The following is a 22,136-nucleotide window of genomic DNA, read 5'->3' on the forward strand; positions in this document are numbered from 1 at the left end:
TCGCCGTAAGGCGGCCGGGCACCCAGGTCTTTTTGCGGACGATTTCAGATATGAGATCGGCGAGAGTTTCTTGCGGGCTAGAGAAACCTTGCTGGCGCCCCTACTTCATCACTCATTGGGATAGTTGATCGCGCTGACTTCCAGCTCGAGGTCGCCGATCGGTCGTTTCCAGATCACGACATCGCCTACCTTGGCGTCTTTTAGCGCAAGAGCGAAAGGCGAGACCCAGGAGATCTTGCCGCGGCTGGGATCCGCTTCGTCTTCGCCGACGATCTGGAAATGGTGCTTGGTGTCGTTTTCATCGATCGTGTCAACGATTGCGCCAAAGTCCACGCTGTCGCGCGGTTGCGCGGCCAGATCCACAACCACGGCCTTGGCAATGCGGTCCTGCACATAGCGGAGGTCTCTCTCCACCACGAGCAATTGCTCCTTGTCGAGCAAATCCTCCTCAGCGGTGATCGCCTTCTTCTGCGCTTCCAGTTCTGCTTCCTGCTGGCGCAGCAGAACTAGTCCCTGCGGCGTCACCATATTGGGATAGGGACTCTGCGGGCGCTCCGGCAGTTCAGTGGCTTGATCGTCGCTCTCTTTGACGAAGGCTCGACTCATGACTTTTCACCTCTCTCCAACAAAGCTAGGTCGATCCCCGCCCACGTCAAGGACTAATGTACATCTTCGTTGTGGAAAAACTCTGATTTGACCAGAACTTAGCGATTGCGAGCAATGCGTTAGGGGTTACTTGGCGAAGTTCAGATTTCCGCGTCAGTATGGACCGCCGCGCGCCGCGCGCTTATAAGATGCCCCGCCGGGAAGCTCCCGACCGAATTCAAGAGATGTGATCAGAGACATGCAGCGGTTTGACGTCGTCATTGTCGGAGGAGGCGTGATTGGCTCCTCCGCCGCCTATTTCCTCAGCGCAAATAGCGATTTTAAGGGATCAGTGGCGGTCATTGAGAAAGATCCCACCTATGCCGAAGCGGCCACGCCTCGCTCGGCCGGCGGGGTCCGCCTGCAATTTTCCACTGCGGAAAACGTCCTCATCTCGGCCTTTGGCGCCGCCTTCATCAAATCAGCGGATGAATATCTGAGCGTCGGCAATGAAGGTGCCGGCATCGAGTTTCGCGAACAGGGCTATCTGTTTCTGGCAACCGGCGCCGGCTTGAAGACCTTGCTCACCAATCAGCGCCTGCAGCATGAACTTGGGGCGGCCACGCAATTACTCAATCCGCCCGAATTGCAGGATAACTTCCCCTGGCTCAACACGGCCGATCTGGCGGGCGGCAGTTTCGGGCCGGTCAATGAAGGCTGGACCGATCCCTATAGCCTGCTCCAAGCCTTCAAGCGCAAGGCCCGGTCACAGGGCGTCACCTATCTTAACGACACTGTCACCGGCATCGTTCAGGAGGGCCATCATGTGACGGGTGTGGCGCTGGCGTCAGGCGAATCCATTGCCTGCGGCCATGTTATCAATGCCGCCGGCATCAAGGGGCGCACCATCGCCGCCATGGCCGGGATTGATTTGCCGGTCTTTCCGCGCAAGCGCTTTATCTACGTCTTCGATTGCCGAGACGAAATTGAGCGGGTGCCGCTCACCATCGATCCTACCGGAGTCTGGTTCCGGCCGGAGGGGCCGCAATTCATCGCCGGCGTTTCTCCGGAAGAGCATGACGATCCCGACAATGAGGATTTCGAACTCGATTACCGCCTGTTCGAGGAACTGATCTGGCCGACCCTAGCGCATCGCGTGCCGGCTTTCGAAGCCATCAAACTGGTGCGCGCCTGGGCGGGCCATTACGATTACAATGCGTTCGATCAGAACGTCATCGTCGGGTTTGCTCCTGGCTTCGACAATCTGTTGCTGGCGAACGGTTTTTCGGGCCATGGTTTGCAACAATCCCCGGCCATCGGGCGGGCCTTGAGCGAGTTGGTTACCTTTGGTCAGTATCGCACGCTGGATCTGCGGCGCTTCGGCTATGATCGGTTGGCCACGGGCGCGGCCCTGAAAGAAGTGAACGTGGTCTAAACCGTCGTACCGGCTGCCATCCCACCGGCCCAGGAGTAGCGCATATGAACAACACCGCTCTCGTTTCCATCATCTGCGAGGATCATCCGGGATTGATTGCCGAGGTCACCGGCCGCTTGTTTGATCTCGGCGTGAATCTGGGCGACACGACCTTTGCCGTGCTTGGTGGCGGCGCTGAATTTACATTGGTCGCGAAGCTTCCGGCTGGTGTCGGTTTTGGTGACATCGAACAGGAATTGAAGTCGCTGAAGCAGCTCAAGGATGCGAAACTCACTGTCTCCCCCTTCGCCTATCGCGAAACCCATGACGAGCAGGCTCATATCACGCATCGTGTCGAGATCACCGGCGACGACAGTCCCGGATTGATCGCACGCTTGTCGGAAGCTTTGCCGAAATTCGGTGCCAACATCGTGCGCCTCAATTCGGAATCCATTCCATCGGAATCCGGGGCACGCTTCCTGCTACGCATGGCCCTTTCCGTGCCGCCCGCCAAGGAAGCCAGCTGCATGGCGACGATTGCCAATACCGCGTCGCAACTCAACCTCAAATGCCAGTGGCAGCAGGCGCGCTAAGCCAGGTTCGCCATGAACGGAGCGGCGACACGGCATATCGGTATAACGCTCGTTCCCGATTTCGCACTCGCTTCCTTTTCAATGGTGATCGAGCCGCTGCGCATCGCCAATCGGCTGTCGGGCCGCAAACTCTATGAATGGTCCCTGCTCTCGGGCGAAGGCGGCCCGATCATGTCGAGCGCCGGAATTGATCTCGCGACCGCTGCCATCGCGACCACACGGGACACCGCTTTCGACCTGGCCATGATCTGCGCCGGCTTTCATCCCGAGCTCTACCGTCATCCCGGTGTGCTGAATTGGCTCCGGCGTCACCAACGCCTGGGGAAGACTATCGGCGCGGTGTCAACAGGAACATTCGTCCTCGCACGGGCAGGTTTGCTGGACGATCACCGCTGTACGGTACACTGGGATTATCACGGTGCATTGGCCGAGCTCTACCCCAATCTCAATGTCACTGACGATCTTTACGTGATCGATCGCGGTATCGTGACCTCGGCCGGATCGATCGCCGCTCTCGACCTGATGCTGCGCCTGATCGCCGACCACCACAGCGTCGCTTTCTCAAAGGCCGTCAGTGAACAATTCGTCCATACCCGGGCGCGCAGTTCGGCCGAGCATCAGCGCGGTGATCTCATGCATCGCCTCGGTACGGCCAAACCGCTGCTCCTCGCGGCGGTCAAACGCATGGAAGAGACGCTCGACCGCCCTATTTCGCCAGCCGATCTTGCTCGCGATCTCGGAATATCGCAGCGGCAGATGGAACGGCAATTCCAGGGTCACTTGGGACGCACACCCATTGCCTATCATCGCGATCTCCGCCTCGACCAGGCGCGCCGGTTGCTGTCACAGACCAGCATGCCCGTTACCGAGATAGCGCTCACCTGCGGCTTCGGCTCCGCCTCGCATTTTGCCAAACTCTATCGCGGGCGTTTCGGCCGCCTGCCGAACGAAGACCGCGCCTAACCGGTAATCAAGCGTCATCTGTTCGCCATTTTTATGTCGCGCTCCTGACTCGCGCACGGCATCGAGCCGTCACGCATCCGACCTATCCTGATTCCAGGAAGCGTCATATTGGATTTCGGATGTGACAGATTATCGGCGCGACGGCCCTGCGCGAGACCGCAAACGGCTCCTAACGTCTCGGCGGCGCTTCATGCTGCTGGGCGGCGCGACCCTCGCCGGCTTTACGGTCTCCAGCAGCGGTCTGGCGAATTTCGCGCCGCATTATCTGCAGCGGATCAGCCGCAGCCCGTTTCCCCTCACCCAGAATCCATTTTGCCTGGGCGTCGCCGCCGGCGCACCTGGCCCTGATGGCTTTGTCTTATGGACACGGCTGGCCCTGGATCCTCTGGCAACAGATCCAGTGAGTCCCGGCGGTATCCCATTAAAAGATCATGGGCATGGGATCGCGGTCGATTACGAAATCGCACTGGAGCCAGAGATGCGCCGCGTCGTTGCCGCCGGCGTGACACTTGCCGATCCGCGCTATGGCTTTTCGATCCACCTGAACGTCGCTGGACTGCAGCCGGCACGGGAGTACTGGTATCGCTTTCATCTCGGCGATGCGGAGAGTCCGGTCGGCCGGGCGATCACGTTGCCCGCTGCCGGTCGGCCGGCGACCGGTCTCCGTCTCGGTATGGCATGTTGCGCGAATTACGAGCGCGGCTATTTCGCAGCCTACCGGCACCTGGCCGATGAACAGCCAGACATGACACTCTTCCTGGGTGACTATATTTACGAACAGGTCGAGCAATATCGATCCGTCATTCGGCGTCACAGCGACGAAGCTGTACCCATCGACCTCGATGGATATCGCCGACGTTATGCGCAATATCGCCTCGATCCGGATTTGCAGCGCCTGCACGCGACGACGATGACACTGGCGACATGGGACGATCACGAGGTCGAGAACGATTATGCCGGTGATTGGTCGGAGAGCTTTACGCCCCATGCCGAATTCGTGGCGCGGCGGCGGGCGGCCTATCAGGCCTTCTACGAGCATATGCCACTGCGATGGCAGCCATCCGGCGATCATCTGCGTATCCATGACTGTGTAACTTACGGCGACCTCGCACGCATCTCGCTGCTTGATGGCCGACAATATCGCGATCGGGGTGCCTGCTATGGGATGCCGGATCGCGGCGGCGGGCATCTGGTCGAGAGCGACACCTGCGCCGAACTACTCGACCCTTCCCGCTCGATGCTGGGAGCTGATCAGGAACGATGGTTGGCTGGCAATCTGACGCACTCGCCGGCCCGGTGGAACATCCTGGCTCAGAATGTGATTATGGCACCGCTTGGCAGCCGTGATCTCAACGGGCGCGTCACGGCCTGGACCGATGCCTGGGACGGATATCCGATGGCGCGCGACCGCTTGCTGAGTACCATGCACGATCAGACAGTTCGCAACCCCGTGGTCTTCAGCGGCGACATCCATTCCTTCTGGCATAACGATCTACGCAGGTCCGATTCCAGCAAAAGCGACGAGACCATCGCGACCGAATTTGTGGTGAGTTCCGTGACCTCCGATGGCCCGCCGCAAGATCAGTTGCAGGATCAGGTGGCGCGTCATCCGCACATACACTTTGCCGAGAGCCGCCATCGTGGCTACGCCTTGGTCGAAATCGCCGGAGACCGGATGCTGACTCATTTCCGCACGATCGGCGACGTCACCGACGATGCGACCCATCGCAATACACTTGCGAGCTTCGCGATCGAAGACGGTCGCAATGGCGCCGTCGCCGTCTAGGGTCGCCAGAGTTCTTCGGCTATCAAAGTTGCAGCGATCACTATGCCCGGCAGCAGACAGGCGATGAAGGGCTTCATCGCACTTCTTTCCTTCACCAAGGCGATGATGAGAAGGATCGCATTGACGAGGAAGAATACCAGCGACACGAGGCCCCAAACGATCAGCCCCAGCATGATGCCACCCCCGGCATCCGGCCCTTTAGGGCCGCTCGCTTCTAGAAGGTTTGCAAGTGGAATCAACAGGATGACAAAGACCGTATAGGCCAGATTCCGCTTTCCCCACGTAGCGATCCAGCCGGCCAATATCGGGCGCTCCGGTTTTTCATCGATCATCGTATCGGCCCCCCCTTCAATCGGTCGAAGGTAGCCGATTCCTCGGAACCAGCCCAGCCTGAGGGACGTCGAAAATGCAGCGTCGAATGACGATTATGCTATATCCCGCCACATCGCGCGGACGCAGAGTGACGGCGTGATTCAACCGCTTTTTCGGAGCGTCCCGCAATGGCTCTTCCCGCACATGTCAAATACATCGTCATCGGCGCCGGCATTCACGGCCTGTCCTCGGCCTGGCACCTGGCCGAGAATTTGCGCAAGACCGGCAAGGGTTCGGGCAAGGACGTCCTCATCATCGACAAGACCAGCATCGCGGCGGGCGCCTCCGGCATTGCCTGCGGTGTCGTGCGCAACAACTATTTCCAACCGGCCATGCGACGCCTGATGGCGCATTCGGTGAGTGTCTGGGAGAGCGATCCGGAAACCTTCTCGTATCACTCCATCGGCTACATGCAGATCAGCCCCGAGATCATGCACCAAGATGTGGCCTCGATCTACGCACAGCAGAAGGAGATCGGCTACACTTCCACTTTCGTCGAGGGCGAAAAGGACTGCATGGCCTATATGAAGGGCATCTTCGACGATTGGCAGGCCAAGGGCATCACCTCTGTCCTTCATGAGAAGAAGGGTGGATATGCCAACAACACCGCCGCGATGTACGGCCTCGCCAAGAAAGCCGAGGCCGAAGGTGTCCGCATCGTCACGGGCATCGAGGTGAAGGGCCTGAAGCGCGACGCCAAGGGCGCCGTCACGGCCGTTGAAACCAACCAAGGCGAGATCAAGTGCGATTTTGTGATCGCCGGCCTCGGCCCCTGGGTACGCTCGGTCTGGAAAATGCTGGACCTGCCCGACGCCATTTCAATCAAAGGCAAAGACGGCAAGATGCATGAAAACGTGCCGATGTGGGTTTATTGGTCGCTGCAGGAAGGCACGCTCGGCGTCGATCCGGATTTGCAAAAGACCAATGACGGCAAGATGCCACCGGTCATTCATGTCGACACCGATGCCCCGCTCTATTCGGACGAGGACGGTTCACTTATCACCGACAAGCTCTGGGGTATCTATTACAAGCCCGATTTCCATTTCGGTGGCGTCCAGGGCGGTGCGATGCCCTTCAAGGTGCCAACCGCGATCGACAAGGTGCGCGTCGACCCTTATGGCCCGGAAAGCCCAGAATTCATCGTCGGCGATGACTTCGCCCATATGTGGGTCTCGGCCCTCGCCTTCTGCCAGAAGCGATTCATGGGCACGATGCCGAAGTATAAGAAGGAACCCTCGGGCGGCATCGGTTGCTTCACCGCCGACAGTTTCCCCGTTTTCGATAAGTTCGCCGAGAACGTCTACATCATCGCCGATTCAAATCACGGCTATAAGATGATCGGCGTGGGCAAGCTGGTGGCCGATGACATCTGCGGGATGGGAGATGAATTGCTCCGCCCGTTCCGCTTCTCGCGCTTCGCGGAGGGCAAGCTGCACCCGACCTCCAACTCGCCCTTTCCCTGGAGCTGAGATTCACCCAGGATATTGCTCCAGACTCCGCGCCGGCTTGTGCCGACCGGCGAAAGACGACACCCGAACAACGGGATAGAGACGGCGGCGAAGCTGACTCCACAGCTTTGCCGCCGGTCTTTTTTTTATGGGCGGCCCCATCGGCCGGCCGGCCCAGATGCGCATGCGGCGCTTTCCGATCTGTGAAATCGCCGCCAGGCGACCAATTGGCGCTGCATCGACCCCATCATGTCGAAATGTGAGCACAATTTTATTTCCTATAAGGAAACCATTGTTCACGACAGGAGAGCGCGTTAGCATCCGCACATAAACATATAAACGATGGGGGCTAAGTTGACGTTATCGTGGAGAAAATCCGTTCTGGCCGACCGCCATATCGCACTCGGCTCAAAGCTTGAAGACTGGAGTGGCATGGGGACGGCCTGGACCTATGCCAAGGACATCTACGACGAACACATCGCCGTCCGCACCAAGGCCGGCATCATGGATGTTTCGGGCCTGAAGAAGGTCCATCTGGTCGGCCCCCATTCCCACGCCGTTCTGCACCAGGCGACGACCCGCGACGTCACCAAAATCTATCCCGGGAAATCGGTCTATGCCTGCATGTTGAACGACGCCGGCTACTTCACCGACGATTGTATTCTCTATCGCACCGGGCCGAATTCGTGGATGGTCGTTCATGGCAGCGGTTCCGGTCACGAAGAACTGACCAAGGCGGCTTACGGCCGCAATGTCGCGGTGCTTTTCGATGACGATCTTCACGACCTGTCACTGCAGGGGCCGGTTGCGGTCGATTATTTGAGCAAGCACGTACCGGGTATTCGCGACCTCAAATACTTCCACCATATGCAGACGACTTTGTTCGGCCGCCCGGTGATGATTTCGCGGACCGGTTATACCGGCGAGCGCGGATACGAGATTTTCTGCAAGGGCGACGACGCCCCGCTGATCTGGGATACGATTGTTTCGGAAGGCAAGCCACTGGGTATCATTCCCTGCTGCTTTACCGTGCTGGACATGCTGCGGGTCGAGAGCCAACTGATCTTCTACCCCTATGACAATTCGCAGATGTATCCGTTCCCGGACCAAGGTCCTGGCGACACCCTGTGGGAGTTGGGTCTGGACTTCACCGTCAGCCCGAACAAAGTGGGCTTCCGCGGCGCCGAGCAGCACTACAAGCTAAAGGGGCAGGAGCGCTTCAAGATTTTCGGTGTGCTGATCGACGGCGACAAACCGGCCGATGCGGGCGACGAGCTCTATGCCAACGGGAAGAAAGTGGGTGTCATTACCTGCGCCATGTATTCCAAGCTGACCAAAAAATCGATGGCGATTGCACGCGTCGATACGCCCTTTGCGACACACGGGCAGAAGCTTGAGGTGCGCGGCAAGACGGTCAATGGCGGCGCCATCGCCCATACACTGCCCTTTGATGATCCGAAGAAGACCAAGCGAACGGCGGTGGGCTGAGAACGCCTGCGAGGAGGGAGTGATAGACGTGATTTCACCCCCTCCCGCGCGCAAACTTTTGTCAAGCGGACTAGGCTTATCCGACGTCGGCAGCCCGGTCGCGCGCCTGTTCTCAGATGAGGGTCGCGTATGCTCGTTGAGGGTATAAAAAGCAGGCCGGTCTATACCGGATTGAAACTGGACGCTTGCGCCAGGCATCATCTCGTCGCACTGGAAGGTCAAGGGGCCGAGGCTGCCCTGGATATGTTCCGTGATGCCCCGGCCGGGGCGCTTGCTTGCGCTACGCTACTTTATGTCGGCAATGCCGGAAACGCCGCGGCGCTAAAAGCTCTGGGCGCGGATAGCTGTGACGTATTTCCGTCCATCCCTACTCTACTGATCCGCCTCAAGGGTTATCTCGTCACGGCCAAGATGACGACGCGCCTCTATGTCGCCGGCACCGAGGGCTTCATCGGCCAGGCCATGCAACTGGCTCTCGATCACGGCATCGACTTCCATTCCGTCCTGACGGAGCACCGCGGCTCGCTGGCGCGGCGGGTTCAATGCGTGCATTGCAAGGGCATGACAGAGAACGTCACGACCAATTTCGTTCAATGTCAGCATTGCGGCGTCCACCTGCTGGTGCGCGATCATTTCTCCCGCCGCCTCGGAGCCTTCATGGGGGTTTCGGCCAATGCCGAGGCGCCGCATGAAATTCCGCAGGCCGAGGAGATATTCAAATGAGTGGCGGCACGGAATTTCAGGTGCGCGTCACGGCCGCCGAAACGGTCGCCGACAGCATCAAGCATTTTCGCTTTGAACGCACAGATGGCGAAGACCTGCCGGCTTTCTCCGCCGGCTCACACATCGTCGTCTCGATGCAGGATGACAAGCGCCGCATTCGCAACCCCTATTCGCTCATGGGCTCGCTCAATGATCACAAGGGATACGAAATTTCCGTTCTGCGGACAGTGGATTCACGTGGCGGCTCGGCGTTCATGCATGAACGCGTCAAGGTCGGCGACATTCTGACAGTTGCCGGCCCGGTCAATCTGTTCCCCATCGACACACGGGCACGCAAACATATCCTGTTCGCGGGCGGCATCGGTATTACGCCCTTCATCGCGATGATCGAGCAGTTGAACAGATTGCATGCAACTTTCGAGCTTCACTATGCGATGCGGGCGCCTGAGCGTGGCGCCTATGTCAATCGGCTGTCGGTGAACAACGCGGCCGGCAGCACCCGCATATACTATGATTCAGCCGGCCAGCGTATCGACCTTGACGGTATTCTGACGAACCAGCCCCTGGGAACACATCTCTACGTCTGTGGTCCCGGAGGCATGATCGACGGCATATTGGGCGCTGCCCGCGCGGCTGGCTGGCCCAAGGAAAATCTGCATTCGGAACGCTTCCTGGCCCCTCCGCCCGGCCAACCCTTCATCGCGCGCCTGCAACGTTCTGGCAAGGTCATCGAGGTGGGCGAGCATGAGAGCCTGCTGGAGGCCATCGAAGCGGCCGGTGTTGACGCCTCCTTCCTGTGTCGCGGCGGCGCCTGCGGCCAATGCGAGACCGGCGTCATCTCCTGCGATGGCGAGCTGGTTCATAACGATCACTATCTGACCGCCGACGAGAAGGCCAGCGGCAAGAAGATCATGATTTGCGTATCACGAAGCAAGGGTCGGGAACTGGTGCTGGATCTCTGAGAACGGCGATCGCAAGACGCCGTCCCAACCGCGAGAGGATTGAGCTGAGATGAAGATCGATTTCAAGACCGAAACGTTCCGGGACGATTTCACATTCTCGAACAGCCGCCACGCCATCGAACGTTTCCCCTTTCCCTTTCCCGAAGACAAATACATGTATTCGGTGAACATCGAGCCGCATATCGCCGGCCCGATCGGCTCGGTCTACGAGTTCCCGATCGATGTCGACGAGCATTATGTCTCCGAGATGCGCGACCGCGCGCTGGTCCTGAAAGAAGACCCACTGCGTTGCCAGTCGCTGCCGCACATGATCACTGCGGAATGGGACCTCCTGGAATTGCTGATGACCAGCATGGCGCGGGATTATCCGGAACATTTTTCGCTGACCCAGGACGGCGACAAATGGCATTGGATCAATCGGCCGCTCGGCATCGATCAGCACTTTGTCTTCGGAGACACTTCTACCCTGCCCTATGGGCCGATGGAGTATGTGACGCGCCAATGCCAGGGCGATTTCTGCCTTCTCGATCAGCGCGAGGGTAACCTCTGGATGGATGCCGGCATCGTTTCGACGCAGGCCGATTGGTCGCTCGATTTTGATGTCGGCATGAATTTCTTCGAATGGCATGGGCCGGTGCCCCTGGCTCATGACATGAACATCTTTGACCGCGCCCTTAAATTCCTGCTCAACCTTCAGGTCGGTCGACCGGTGCGGCGCTTGAACTGGACCATGACGATCAACCCGCGCCTGGATACCAGCCCCGAGAATTACCACAAATGGGGCATCGACCGGACCACGGTCACGCCCGAGAATGTCAGCGACAAGGTGCACTTGCGTGTCGAGTTACAAGGCCTGTGGCGCCTGCCCCGCTCCAATGCCATCGTCTTCTCGATCCGCTGCTATCTCATCAAAATCAACGAACTGGTGACGATCCCGGCTTGGGCCAAGCGCCTGCATCGCGTGTTGAAGACGCTGCCGCCCGAGATCATCGACTACAAAGGCCTGACGCGCTATCGGCCGACACTGATTGACTTTCTGTCGAAGTATGACGACGGGAAATGACCGCATGGCAGCCTCATCTGTCTTTGAATGTGCTGGATCGAGTGAACAGATTGACGCAGGATCGTTAGGAGTTGATTCTTCTGCGTGATCCGATCGGCGAGGGGGAACAACGCCAAGGACCACGTTGATACCAAATTTGCAACGAGAGCCCGGCTGCCCTGCAGAACCGGGAACGAGGTTACTTGATCCAACGGCGGCCGGCAGCAACGGGGGATGCACGGCAGTCGAATAAAGCCAAAGATAAAGCCCCCGCATCGCAAACTGATACTTACTAGTGAGGGGAAGTGTAAATGTCTGCGGAAACGATATCCATGTCAGGGCCCGTCAAGGGCGAATTGGTGCGTTCGATTGATTGGCGAGGTGCTTTCTGGGTGGCGAGCGGTGTTCCAGCCCTCGTCCTTTTCTCGATCGGCGGCATTGCAGGCACAGTTGGCAACATTGCATTCGCCATCTGGGCTGTCTCGATGCTGATGGGCTTTGTACAATCCTTTACCTATGCCGAAATTGCCGGCCTCTTCCCGAATAAATCCGGCGGGGCCTCGGTTTACGGTGCTGCAGCCTGGCTGAAATACGGCAAGTTCATCGCACCGCTCTCGGTCTGGTGCAACTGGTATGCCTGGACGCCCGTCCTGTCGCTCGGCAGCGTTATTGCCGCCGGTTACATTCTCGGCATTGTCGAACAAGCACCGGCCGCAGAAGCGATTGCCGCTAAAATTGCGGAAGCCGCTGCTGCCGGCACGACCATGGATGAAGCCGCCGCGACGGCCGCATTGATGCCGATTCACAACGCGCTCAATGATCTGTTTTTCGGCATTCAGATCCCCTTCACCGAAGCGGTCGTAACACTTTCCTTCAACACGACCTTCTTCATCGGCGCCGTTCTGATGCTGATCGCCTTCGCCATTCAGCACCGCGGCATCCTGGGCACAGCCAAGGTACAGACCGTGGTTGGCCTCGTCATCGTCATCACATTGTTTGTGGTCGGTGTGGTGCCGTTCCTGAACGGCAACTTTAACAGCGACAACTTCTCGCCGTTTGTGCCTCTTGCCGTTCCTTATGCGCCAGAAGCGGGATCTTGGAATGTCGCCGGCTGGACACTGGTACTTGCCGGCATGTTCATTGCTGCGTGGTCGACCTACGGATTTGAAACCGCCATCTGTTACACAAGCGAGTTCAAGAATCCGGGTACCGACACCTTCAAAGCCATTTTCTATTCCGGCCTGCTCTGTCTTGTCTTGTTTATCCTCGTCCCCATCACTTTCCAGGGCTATCTCGGCCTCAACGGGATGTTGGAAACCGGCATTGTCGACGGTTCCGGGGTTGCCAATGCCATGGCGATGATGGTCGGCGGCGGTGCTGTCGTGAACAAGATCTTCGTCATTCTGATGATCGCATCGCTGCTGCTGATCATCATCACGGCGATGGCCGGCTCATCGCGGACCCTCTATCAGGGCTCCGTTGATGGCTGGTTGCCGAAGTTTCTCGGTCACGTAAATCACAACGGTGCGCCGACCGGTGCAATGTGGACAGATCTCGGCGTCAACCTGGTTCTGCTCGCGATCGCTGCAACAGATGCAACGTCGTACTTCTTCATTCTCGCAGTGTCGAATTGCGGCTACATCATCTTCAACTTCCTTAACCTCAATTCCGGCTGGATACACCGCATCGATAACGGTCACATCAAGCGTCCATACAAGGCACCGACTGTCGTTCTGGCGATTGGTACCCTGCTGGCCTTTGTCAACGCCGTCTTCATGGGCGCCGGCGCCAAGATATGGAACCCTTATGCCCTGTGGTGCGGCATCGGATTTGCGGCCGTCATCATCCCGGTTTTCTGGTTCCGGCATTATGTGACCGACAAGGGAAAATTCCCCCACCGCATGCTGGAGGACCTTGGCATCCGTGACATCGGACATCTTGGCGAGAAAAAAGCCGGCGTTTTGCCCTACCTGACTTTGGGCGCTGGCGTGATTGTCGTTCTTGTCTCGAATGCCATCTTCACACTCGAATAACTGAACATGGTTATGGGCGGGGTCGGTGACCCCGCCCACGTCTTTGAAATCGACACCCAGTTTTCCTTTTGAGACTGGACTGATAGGGTTCTGATCGACGAAGCGTCACACCCTTGAAATTGTGCCGACGACCTAAGAGTCCAAGTTTTGCTGCAGGGAGCCGCTATGAAGAAGCGAATTGCCGTCATCGGTGCTGGTCCTTCGGGGACTGCTGTTCTCCGAGCCTTTCAATCCGCCGCCGCCAAGGGCGCTGAAATCCCGGAAGTGGTCTGTTTCGAAAAACAGGAAGATTGGGGCGGTCTGTGGAACTACACGTGGCGTACCGGGCTCGACGAATATGGCGAGCCGGTTCATGGCAGCATGTACCGATACCTGTGGTCGAACGGACCGAAGGAATGCCTCGAATTTGCCGACTACACCTTCGAGGAACATTTCGGCCGCCCCATCGCTTCCTATCCGCCGCGCGCGGTACTTTGGGACTATATCAAGGGCCGCGTCGAAAAAGCCGGCGTGCGCGACTGGGTTCGCTTCCGGACACCGGTTCGGCACATTACCTATGACGACAAGAGCGGGAAGTTCACGGTCGAGGCGCATGATCTTGCCAAGGACACCGTGACGCGCGAGGCGTTCGACCACGTCATCGTTGCTTCCGGTCATTTCTCGGTGCCGAACGTTCCGGAATTTCCCGGCTTCCGGACCTTCAACGGCCGCATCCTGCACAGTCACGATTTTCGTGATGCGGTCGAATTCAAGGGCAAGGACATCCTCATCATCGGCCGCTCCTATTCGGCGGAAGACGTGGGCTCGCAATGCTATAAATACGGCGCCAAATCGATCACAAGTTCCTATCGCTCAAAGCCCATGGGCTTCAAATGGCCGAGCAACTGGGAGGAGAAGCCACTACTGCAGCGGGTTGAGAACAAGACCGCCTACTTCAAGGACGGAACGTCAAAGGAAATCGACGCCATCATCCTGTGTACGGGCTATCAGCATCATTTCCCATTCATCGACGATCGCCTGCGCCTGAAGACCGCGAACCGCCTGTGGCCGCTCGATCTCTATCGCGGCGTGGTATGGGAAGACAATCCGAAGCTTCATTACATCGGCATGCAGGACCAGTTCTATACCTTCAACATGTTCGATGCCCAAGCCTGGTACTCACGCGACGTCATCCTCGGTCGCCAGCCGCTGCCATCCAAAGCAGAAATGCAGAAGCACAGCGCGGCTTGGCGCGCGCGCGAGGAGACGCTCGAGAATGCCGAGCAGATGATCTGGTATCAGGGCGATTACGTGAAGGAACTTATCGACCTTACCGATTACCCCAGCTTCGATATCGAAACGGTCAACAAGACCTTCATGGAATGGGAGCATCACAAGGCGGAAGACATCATGGGCTTCCGCAACAACTCCTATCGCTCGGTCATGACCGGCACGATGTCGCCCAAACATCACACGCCGTGGCTGACGGCCATGGACGATTCACTCGAAAGCTATCTGAAATCGACGTGACATCGTAAACGAGGGATTAACACTTTCCTGCGACCAGGATCGACCCTGTGTCATGACTAGGCATAATCGCGTCCTGATAGGAAAGTTTGCGCTGCGGGATTACCATTTGTTTACCAGACGAGGCTAATTTTCCCGTCACAACCATTCCCATGCGGTGCGCTGGACCATGACGCTGATTGATTCAGGAAAAGCCATGATCGACGAAATCCCGATGGAGAGTGCCAGCGGCTTTGATGCCGTGACTGACGAACGCCTCGCGGCACTCCTCAGCATTACCGGCCGCATGGATGGTTTTCTCTATCGCTGCCGCAACGATCCCAATTACACAATGCTCTATATCAGCGATGGCATCCAAACCATCAGCGGCTATCCGGCCAGCGATTTTATCGGCAACAGTGTACGTGGTTATGCCACGATCACCTATCCAGACGATGTTGCGGTGGTCGACACTGCGGTCGGCCAGGCGCTGGAAACCCGCAGTAACTGGGCCATCGACTACCGGATCGTTTCGCGCCAAGGCGTGCCGATCTGGATCCATGAGATCGGCGGCGGTGTCTTCGATGCCTCGGGCCAGCTCGAATTCCTCGAAGGGTTTGTCATCGACATCGCCGAGCGCAAACGCCTCGAACAGGCCAATCGCGATCTCATCGATCGTGTCGCCGCCATCTCGGAACATATAATCAAGGATACAGGCAACATCCTCGAAGTCCTGCGCGCCCTCAAGATGCTGGCCTTGAATGCCCGCATCGAAGCAGCCCGGGCTGGTGAACAGGGCCTCGGCTTCGCCGTCGTGGCGCAGGAGATCAAGACTCTCGCCACCACGTCAGGTGCATCAGCCGAACGAATCACCAAGCTGATGAACGAGCTGCAGGACGTGCTCTCCGCCCCGGCGGGGACCGGGCATTAAGCCCAGACCACCGGCTTCAGCTCCCCTGCTTCAGCTCCGTGGCTTCAGTTTCTCCGGATCATAGAACGGGAATTTGACCACCCTCGCCGGTAACCGCTTCTGCTGACCGTCGATCTTCCCAACCTCGACCTCGGTATCGATCGCGGCATAGGCGACATCCATACGGCAGAGCGCGATGTTTTTGCCAAGGCCGGGCGAGATACAACTGCTGGTGACGACGCCCACCTGGGCGCGGCCGACATGCACGCAGTCTCCATGACCGACCGCCTGTTTGGCGTCTATTTCCAGGCCGACCAATTGCTGGCGCGGATTCTCCTTGCGGCGAATGATGGCCTCGCGGCCGACGAACTCCTCATTGCCTTTGAGAGCCACCGTAAAGCCGATGCCTGCCTCGAATGGATCGGTCTGATCGTTGAACTCGTAATTCGCAAAGACCAACCCGGCCTCGATGCGCAACATGTCGAGTGCCTCCAGGCCGAGCGGGAGCAATCCATGCGGCTTGCCGGCCTCCCAGACCGCGTCCCAGACCGCCGGGGCATCCTTCGGATGGCAGAAGATTTCATAGCCGAGTTCGCCGGAATAGCCAGTGCGTGAAACCACCACGGCGGTGCCGTTGTAATCGCCGATGCGGCCAACGGTGAAATTGAACCATTGAATTTCGTCGACCTTCGGCCGAGCCGGCGGCGTCCAGATGATCTCCTTCAGGATGTCGCGGCTTTTCGGCCCCTGCAGCGCAATATTGTGCAATTGATCGGTGGCGGATTTCACCCAGACTTGTTTGAGGCCGCGTTGCTCGGCGAGGTCGCGCAGCCACTTGCCGCCGAATTCCTCCCCCCCGATCCAGCGATAGCGATCCGGTCCCAGGCGGAAGACAGTGCCGTCGTCGACCATGCCGCCATGCGGATAGCACATCGCCGTATAGACGACCTGCCCGTCCGAAAGCTTGCGGATATTTCGGGTGCAGGCGATCTGCAGCAAATCCTCTGCATCCGCGCCCAAGACCTCGAATTTGCGCAAGGGCGAGAGATCCATCACCGCCGCTGCTTCGCGGCAGGCCCAGTATTCCGCGACCGGGCCGGCATTGTTGAAACGGCTGGGCAGCCAGAAACCTCGATATTCGGTAAAGTTCCGGGTAAGCGCTGATGTGCGCGCATGAAATCCGGTCTCGCGAGTCAGTCTGGGTTCGGCATCAGGGGTCATGCGAAAAGCCATGGCTTTTGAGAAACTGTGTTTCGCATCGTAGATGCGAACGTGAATGTCGGTCGGATTCCAGGCATTGGTGGCATCAATGTCGTCCGGGCAAGCAGAGGACCCGCACACCAGATCCTTCAACGCCTTCATCAGCACGTAATCGCCCGGCCGCGACCAGGGATCGTCGAGGAAGATCGCGTTACTCGCCGCGATACCTGTGTTGTAGAAAAGATTGACGGCCTGCCAGCCGCGCCGACGGTCGAGGCCAAAGCCTTCCAGCACATTGTTGAAGTTCTCCGAACAACTGGGATGTCCTGGATAGCCGGCATCTTCATAAAACCGCGCCGTGCAAGCGAGGCCGAACGTGTCATGGCGACCGCAGGTATCCCGCACGACCTCGGTCAGGGCTTGCATGTCGATGTCGAAGAACTTGGAAGCAAGACCGGGCCCAGGATAGATCGCTCCCAGCATCGTGCGTGTCGTCGTCATGTCGATGCCGCGTTCGCGGCCAAGCTGCAATTGGCGCGCATCGAACGCGACGAAATCAGAACATTGCCGGCCGGCGACATCGATGATCTGGATGTACTGGCCCTCTTTGACCTCATAGGAAAGCGCCGTGCGGCGATCGACCCTGAACTCGGCGACAACCTCGCCCAGCGGCTCCGGCAGATCCGTCATGAGGGTTGCGGACGCCGCCGTGCGCTGAACCGTAACGCCGAGATCCGTCGCCGGAGATTGGTCGCCGGGCGGCATGTCGCTGCCCGGCGCATGAATGACAACAATCGTATCGCGCTCGGCAACGCAACTCACCGTGTCGCCGGGCCGGCTATCGCCATCAAGCGGCCGGGCGACCTTCTCGACATCCTCCGGCAAATGCCAGCGGCGTAGCTGCCGATACATCTGCTCCGCCTGTTCGGGCAGATCCGCACTCGCCATCATCTCGCCACGCAACAATCGGCCGATCGCTGCCGAAGGCGTCGCTGCCCGCAAGCCCAAGGCTGCCAGGTCCGGTCGTGCGACGCCGCCCTCGCCAGGGCTGATCACGGTGAAAGCGGCAACCTCGCAGGCCTGCCGTCCTTCGCGATCCGTGATCTCCAGGCGGTCACCCGCCCGCAGGCTGACGACCAGGGATCCAAGGCCGGGCACCCGGTAGCGTTCCAACAGCGGATTCGATGGTCTGAGGCCGGGTTCAATCACCCTGGGGCGCGGCAGAGGCGGCACGGCACTCGCGATATTCATGAGCTTCCTTCAGGCGATCAGGCAGGCGCATTCCGAGTCTGGAACATCTTAGAACGCAGCCGAATTTGTCCTCAAGCGCTCAATCGACGGCAACACGCGGATTCTCGTCTGCCGGGTCCATGGCTGACTACATTACACCGGCACGCGTGAGAATCGCGGAGAGTTCTGCATCGCCGCAAACGCGGTTGAAACGGGCATATTCCTCGGGGCTGTCAATGGCTGCCTGGCGTGCATTTCGGTTGGATCGAAACCCATCGATGGCACCAGAGACCGCGTCGACGATCCGCTTCTCGAACACGGCGTTGGCCTCATTGTCGCTGGCCGCCGCCACGGTCCGCGTCATCGATTGCAGAATTTTCGGACGCACATAATCGGCAAAACGGGCGAAAAGGCGCTGATCCAGTTCGACATGCAGGTTCTCGTGGCTCATCACCTCGCGCCAGAGACAGGAATCACGGGGGATTTCCTTGGCAACGTAGACGGTCGTTATCGCTACGACGTTGAACTCCAGCGTCTTTACTGACCAGCAATATCCGCCTTCCGAGCGTGGCTCGCCCGACGAAACCAAGCGCGCATGGGTGGAAACATCGAGCTTGGTGAGGCCGATTGTATGACCGGTATTTTCCGACATGGATTGTGGTTGAAAGGCTGGATCGGAACCAATCGTCTTGAGACCAACGCTGAAATCATGCGTGACCGGTTTCATCTCGAGGCGCACGTCGACATCGGGCTGCGCCAATGCCTGGCCACAGCTATCCGCTTTGGCTGACAAGGGCGCCAGCAACGCCACAAGCGCAATGCCTGCACCCGCCATAAAACCACGGAAAACTGTCAAATCTCGTTCTCCCGAAGCCTTTTTTCAATTTCCTGCAGGTTGAACCGGGCGGCCTGGTTCGCCGGATAGAGCACTAAGACCCGCTCAAACGCGTCACGCGCCGCGGCATCACGCGACAGAGCCAGATTGACCAGACCCAGGCCAGACAAGGCGCCGAAATGACGTGGCTCCAGCTCCAGAACTTTCTGAATATCATCGAGGGATTTCTGATACTGCCCCGCGAGATAATGCAAGGTCGCCCGCTTGTTCCACGCTTCTGCAAAGTCCGGCCGTTCTTGAATAGCCGCGTCGAAGCGCTGCTCCGCCGTTTCAAAATCATCCGCCCCCATGGCGGCCTCGCCTTCCGTCACCAGGGCATCTACTTGCGGAATGCCGCTCTCCCCCCAGATTTTCCAGATCATGAATTCCATCAATCGCGCTTCCATAGGGTGCTGACTCTGCTGCAACCGCTCGAATAGGGGTGGAAGCCGCGGATCCGACTGGTCGGCCATCGCCGCCGCCATGCCCACTGGGCATGTCAGGGGGAGTAAAACCGCGCTCAAAACGAGGTTTCTGATCCGGTTCATGGTCGTGTAGTCTAGCACCACCCCGCCCGTGAAGCGAATTCAGGGGCAGCGAACATGCCACCGCAGACGAGACGCCTTCCATGACTGCCGCCAATTACTTTTCCGCTACCTATACAGAAGCCAGAGAGAAGTTTCGCACCGCCGCGAAAGCCGCTGGTGCCGATCTCATCAGCTATGTGAACCCGAATAAGGGCCCTGACGGAGGAGAACTCGCAACCGATGTTGCCCGTATCGGTAGCAGGGACGCAAGACGCCTCCTGATCGGTATGTCCGCGACTCATGGCGCCGAGGGCTTCTGCGGTTCCGGCATTCAGACCGGCTGGCTCGGCGAGCAGCAATTCTCGGCCCTCCCCTCGGATACAGCCATCCTGTTGATCCACGCGATCAATCCGTTCGGCTTCGCCTGGGTGCGCCGCGTAAACGAGGACAATATCGACCTCAACCGCAACTTTATCGACCACACCAAGCCCTATCCGGAAAATGCGGGTTATCGCGAATTGCGGGATTTCATCTGCCCGCAAACCTGGGACGCGGATTCCGCCGCACGCTCGAACGCGGCGTTTGACGATTACGCACGCCGCCACTCGACGATCGATCTTCAAGCGGCAATCATGAATGGCCAATACTGGGACAAGGAAGGCGTCTTCTATGGCGGTAATGCGCCCAATTGGTCGCACCGAACCTTGCTCGCCGCCTTGTCTCCCTATGCTGCCACGGTAACCCATGCCGCTTTCATCGATCTCCATACCGGCCTAGGCCCCAGCGGCTACGGCGAGATCATCTCGAACCACACTGGACCGGCCCCGGGTGCCACGCGGGTCCGGAAATGGTTCGGCGCAGAAGTTACCATGATCGATGATGGCTCCTCGACATCAACCGCCGTCACTGGCGATACGCAGATCGGTGTCGACGCTGCCCTGCCCCATACCCAGGTTACGGGCATCACCTTGGAATACGGCACGGTTCCGGTCCCGGCGATGATTGAATCGGTGCGCGCCGACAATTGGCTGCATATCCACGGCAATCTCGACAGCGAACTCGGCCGCCGCATCAAAAAGCAGATCCGCGACGCCTTTTATACCGACGAACGCCAGTGGAAGGAGACCGTCTTCGCGCGGGCGGTCGATGTGCTGCACCGCTCAATGACAGGACTTTCGAAACCGGACTTGGTCGCGGCTTAAAGGCGATCCCGCAACGCCGTGGGCTCCGGTCCGCCGCTCGCCCAATCGAGCAGTTCGACGGTATGGAGAATGGGCTGATCGAGACCGCTCCGCAATTGCTGCAGGCAACCAATATTGCCGGCACTCACGGCATCGGCTCCGGTCCGGCTGATATTGGCGATCTTGCGGTCGCGCAACTGCCCGGCAATCTCAGGCTGCAATAAATTGTAGGTACCGGCAGACCCACAGCAGAGATGAGATTCCGCGACCTCGAGCACGGTAAAACCTGCCTGCCGCAGCAGGTCTTTCGGTGCCTCCCGGACACGCTGCCCGTGCTGTAAGGAACAGGCGGCATGATAAGCGATCTTGAGTTCTGGCATTTGTCTTGCCGGCGGCAGGCCGATCGCAACAAGATATTCGCTGATATCGCGCGCGCGCGCCGCAACTCGCTGCGCCAGGATCTCATCCGGATCGCCCCGGAATAGATGACCGTAATCCTTGATGGTCGTGCCGCATCCCGACGTCGTAATCAGAATGGCATCCAGCCCTTCGCCATCCATTTCACGGCCCCATGCATGCAGATTGCGGCGTGCCGCGGCGCGGGCATCTTCTTCACGTCCCATATGCTGGGCCAGCGCGCCGCAACAACCGGCACCCATTGCCACGACCACCTCGATACCAGCGCGGTTCAACAGCCGAATGGCAGCGGCATTGATACCGGGATCAAGCACCGGCTGTGCACAGCCCGATAACAACGCGACGCGCCCTCGCCGCACGCCGCTTGGCTTGAAGACGCCCGGCGCGTCGGTCGTCGCTGCTTGAGGCAGCTTCTCCGGCAGCATGTCAAAGAGTGCGCGCAGGCGACCGCGCAAGAGACGATGGAGGCTGATCGCACGCACGGCCATACCGGATCGCAAGGCTATCCTGAACAACGACGGACGCGGCAACAAATTCGCGAGGACAGAGCGCAGCACACGATCCAGCCATGGGCGGTCATATTCCTCCTCGATCCGTACCCGCGCAATGTCAACGAGATGCATGTAGTCGACACCCGATGGACAAGTGGTCATGCAGGAAAGACAGGTAAGGCAGCGATCGATGTGCTTGGTGACGACAGCGTCCGGCTTCTCGTCATTTTCCAGCATGTTCTTGATGAGATAGATGCGACCGCGTGGACTGTCATTTTCGTCACCCAAGGTGACATAGGTGGGGCAGGTCGCGGTGCAGAAACCGCAATGCACACAATTGCGCAGGATCTTGTCCGCGGTGGCAATGTTCGGATCGGCGAGCTGGGCGAGGGAAAAGCTGGTCTGCATGTAC

At 58.8% G+C, this 22,136-nt stretch carries 19 protein-coding genes; 13 read left to right on the forward strand and 6 right to left on the reverse strand.

All coding sequences use genetic code 11. The features are described 5' to 3' along the window. Positions 1-108 precede the first annotated feature (108 nt). Positions 109-606, reverse strand: coding sequence for a GreA/GreB family elongation factor (locus ACE3PR_RS11935; protein WP_374372044.1), 498 nt, complete (start codon positions 604-606; stop codon positions 109-111). A gap of 238 nt (positions 607-844) precedes the next feature. Here ACE3PR_RS11935 and ACE3PR_RS11940 point away from each other — a divergent pair, with 238 nt between their 5' ends. The 4 genes from ACE3PR_RS11940 to ACE3PR_RS11955 all read left to right on the forward strand — a co-directional run bounded on the left by ACE3PR_RS11940 (position 845) and on the right by ACE3PR_RS11955 (position 5,341). Then, positions 845-2,020, forward strand: a complete 1,176-nt coding sequence (locus tag ACE3PR_RS11940) for an NAD(P)/FAD-dependent oxidoreductase (protein WP_374372046.1) — start codon at positions 845-847, stop codon at positions 2,018-2,020. 44 nt (positions 2,021-2,064) lie between these two features. Next, positions 2,065-2,592 (forward strand): glycine cleavage system protein R, encoded by a 528-nt coding sequence (locus ACE3PR_RS11945; protein ID WP_374372049.1) that lies wholly within the window; start codon positions 2,065-2,067, stop codon positions 2,590-2,592. A 12-nt stretch (positions 2,593-2,604) separates the two neighbouring features. Beyond that, a complete protein-coding gene (locus tag ACE3PR_RS11950; RefSeq protein ID WP_374372051.1) occupies positions 2,605-3,555 on the forward strand; it encodes a GlxA family transcriptional regulator in 951 nt (316 codons plus the stop codon). Positions 3,556-3,745: 190 nt separating this feature from the next. Next, on the forward strand, positions 3,746-5,341 hold the full coding sequence (locus ACE3PR_RS11955) for an alkaline phosphatase (RefSeq protein ID WP_374372054.1): 1,596 nt from the start codon (positions 3,746-3,748) through the stop codon (positions 5,339-5,341). Here the strand turns inward: ACE3PR_RS11955 and ACE3PR_RS11960 are convergent. Next, positions 5,338-5,673 carry a hypothetical protein gene (locus ACE3PR_RS11960; RefSeq protein WP_374372056.1) on the reverse strand — a complete coding sequence of 112 codons (336 nt, stop codon included), beginning with the start codon at positions 5,671-5,673 and terminating at the stop codon, positions 5,338-5,340. The two genes, ACE3PR_RS11955 and ACE3PR_RS11960, sit on opposite strands and share 4 nt — an antisense overlap. 168 nt (positions 5,674-5,841) lie before the next feature. Between ACE3PR_RS11960 and ACE3PR_RS11965 the strand changes: the two genes are divergently transcribed. The 8 genes from ACE3PR_RS11965 (at position 5,842) to ACE3PR_RS12000 (ending at position 15,825) form a co-directional block, all read left to right on the forward strand. After that, positions 5,842-7,182, forward strand: coding sequence for an NAD(P)/FAD-dependent oxidoreductase (locus ACE3PR_RS11965; RefSeq protein WP_374372058.1), 1,341 nt, complete (start codon positions 5,842-5,844; stop codon positions 7,180-7,182). A gap of 321 nt (positions 7,183-7,503) precedes the next feature. Beyond that, complete coding sequence (locus ACE3PR_RS11970) at positions 7,504-8,649, forward strand: aminomethyltransferase family protein (RefSeq protein WP_374372061.1); 1,146 nt, start codon at positions 7,504-7,506, stop codon at positions 8,647-8,649. A 129-nt stretch (positions 8,650-8,778) separates the two neighbouring features. Next, positions 8,779-9,372, forward strand: coding sequence for a dimethylamine monooxygenase subunit DmmA family protein (locus ACE3PR_RS11975; RefSeq protein ID WP_374372065.1), 594 nt, complete (start codon positions 8,779-8,781; stop codon positions 9,370-9,372). Next, a complete protein-coding gene (locus ACE3PR_RS11980) occupies positions 9,369-10,334 on the forward strand; it encodes a 2Fe-2S iron-sulfur cluster-binding protein (protein ID WP_374372068.1) in 966 nt (321 codons plus the stop codon). The genes ACE3PR_RS11975 and ACE3PR_RS11980 overlap by 4 nt, the downstream gene beginning before the upstream one ends. A 49-nt stretch (positions 10,335-10,383) precedes the next feature. Continuing rightward, complete coding sequence (locus ACE3PR_RS11985; RefSeq protein ID WP_374372071.1) at positions 10,384-11,397, forward strand: DUF3445 domain-containing protein; 1,014 nt, start codon at positions 10,384-10,386, stop codon at positions 11,395-11,397. Between the two features lie 290 nt (positions 11,398-11,687). Continuing rightward, positions 11,688-13,409 (forward strand): APC family permease, encoded by a 1,722-nt coding sequence (locus tag ACE3PR_RS11990; protein ID WP_374372074.1) that lies wholly within the window; start codon positions 11,688-11,690, stop codon positions 13,407-13,409. Between the two features lie 165 nt (positions 13,410-13,574). Beyond that, positions 13,575-14,918 (forward strand): NAD(P)-binding domain-containing protein, encoded by a 1,344-nt coding sequence (locus ACE3PR_RS11995; RefSeq protein ID WP_374372077.1) that lies wholly within the window; start codon positions 13,575-13,577, stop codon positions 14,916-14,918. A gap of 193 nt (positions 14,919-15,111) precedes the next feature. Then, positions 15,112-15,825, forward strand: a complete 714-nt coding sequence (locus ACE3PR_RS12000) for a methyl-accepting chemotaxis protein (protein ID WP_374372080.1) — start codon at positions 15,112-15,114, stop codon at positions 15,823-15,825. Positions 15,826-15,855: 30 nt separating this feature from the next. On the opposite strand, the gene ACE3PR_RS12005 is transcribed toward ACE3PR_RS12000, so the two are convergent. The 3 genes from ACE3PR_RS12005 to ACE3PR_RS12015 form a co-directional block, all read right to left on the reverse strand. Continuing rightward, positions 15,856-18,255 (reverse strand): DUF1989 domain-containing protein, encoded by a 2,400-nt coding sequence (locus tag ACE3PR_RS12005; RefSeq protein ID WP_374372083.1) that lies wholly within the window; start codon positions 18,253-18,255, stop codon positions 15,856-15,858. Positions 18,256-18,382: 127 nt separating this feature from the next. Then, positions 18,383-19,090 (reverse strand): hypothetical protein, encoded by a 708-nt coding sequence (locus ACE3PR_RS12010; protein ID WP_374372086.1) that lies wholly within the window; start codon positions 19,088-19,090, stop codon positions 18,383-18,385. Continuing rightward, a complete protein-coding gene (locus ACE3PR_RS12015; RefSeq protein ID WP_374372089.1) occupies positions 19,087-19,500 on the reverse strand; it encodes a tetratricopeptide repeat protein in 414 nt (137 codons plus the stop codon). The genes ACE3PR_RS12010 and ACE3PR_RS12015 overlap by 4 nt, the downstream gene beginning before the upstream one ends. Positions 19,501-19,736: 236 nt before the next feature. Between ACE3PR_RS12015 and ACE3PR_RS12020 the strand changes: the two genes are divergently transcribed. Beyond that, positions 19,737-20,837, forward strand: a complete 1,101-nt coding sequence (locus ACE3PR_RS12020) for a M14 family metallopeptidase (RefSeq protein WP_374372092.1) — start codon at positions 19,737-19,739, stop codon at positions 20,835-20,837. On the opposite strand, the gene glcF is transcribed toward ACE3PR_RS12020, so the two are convergent. Then, the gene (glcF, locus tag ACE3PR_RS12025) at positions 20,834-22,132 is read right to left on the reverse strand and encodes a glycolate oxidase subunit GlcF (protein ID WP_374372095.1); all 1,299 of its coding nucleotides are present in this window, start codon (positions 22,130-22,132) and stop codon (positions 20,834-20,836) included. The genes ACE3PR_RS12020 and glcF overlap by 4 nt on opposite strands. Positions 22,133-22,136: the final 4 nt, after the last annotated feature.

Origin of the sequence: Dongia sp. (genome assembly GCF_041909655.1) — a bacterium.
Lineage (GTDB): Bacteria > Pseudomonadota > Alphaproteobacteria > Dongiales > Dongiaceae > Dongia.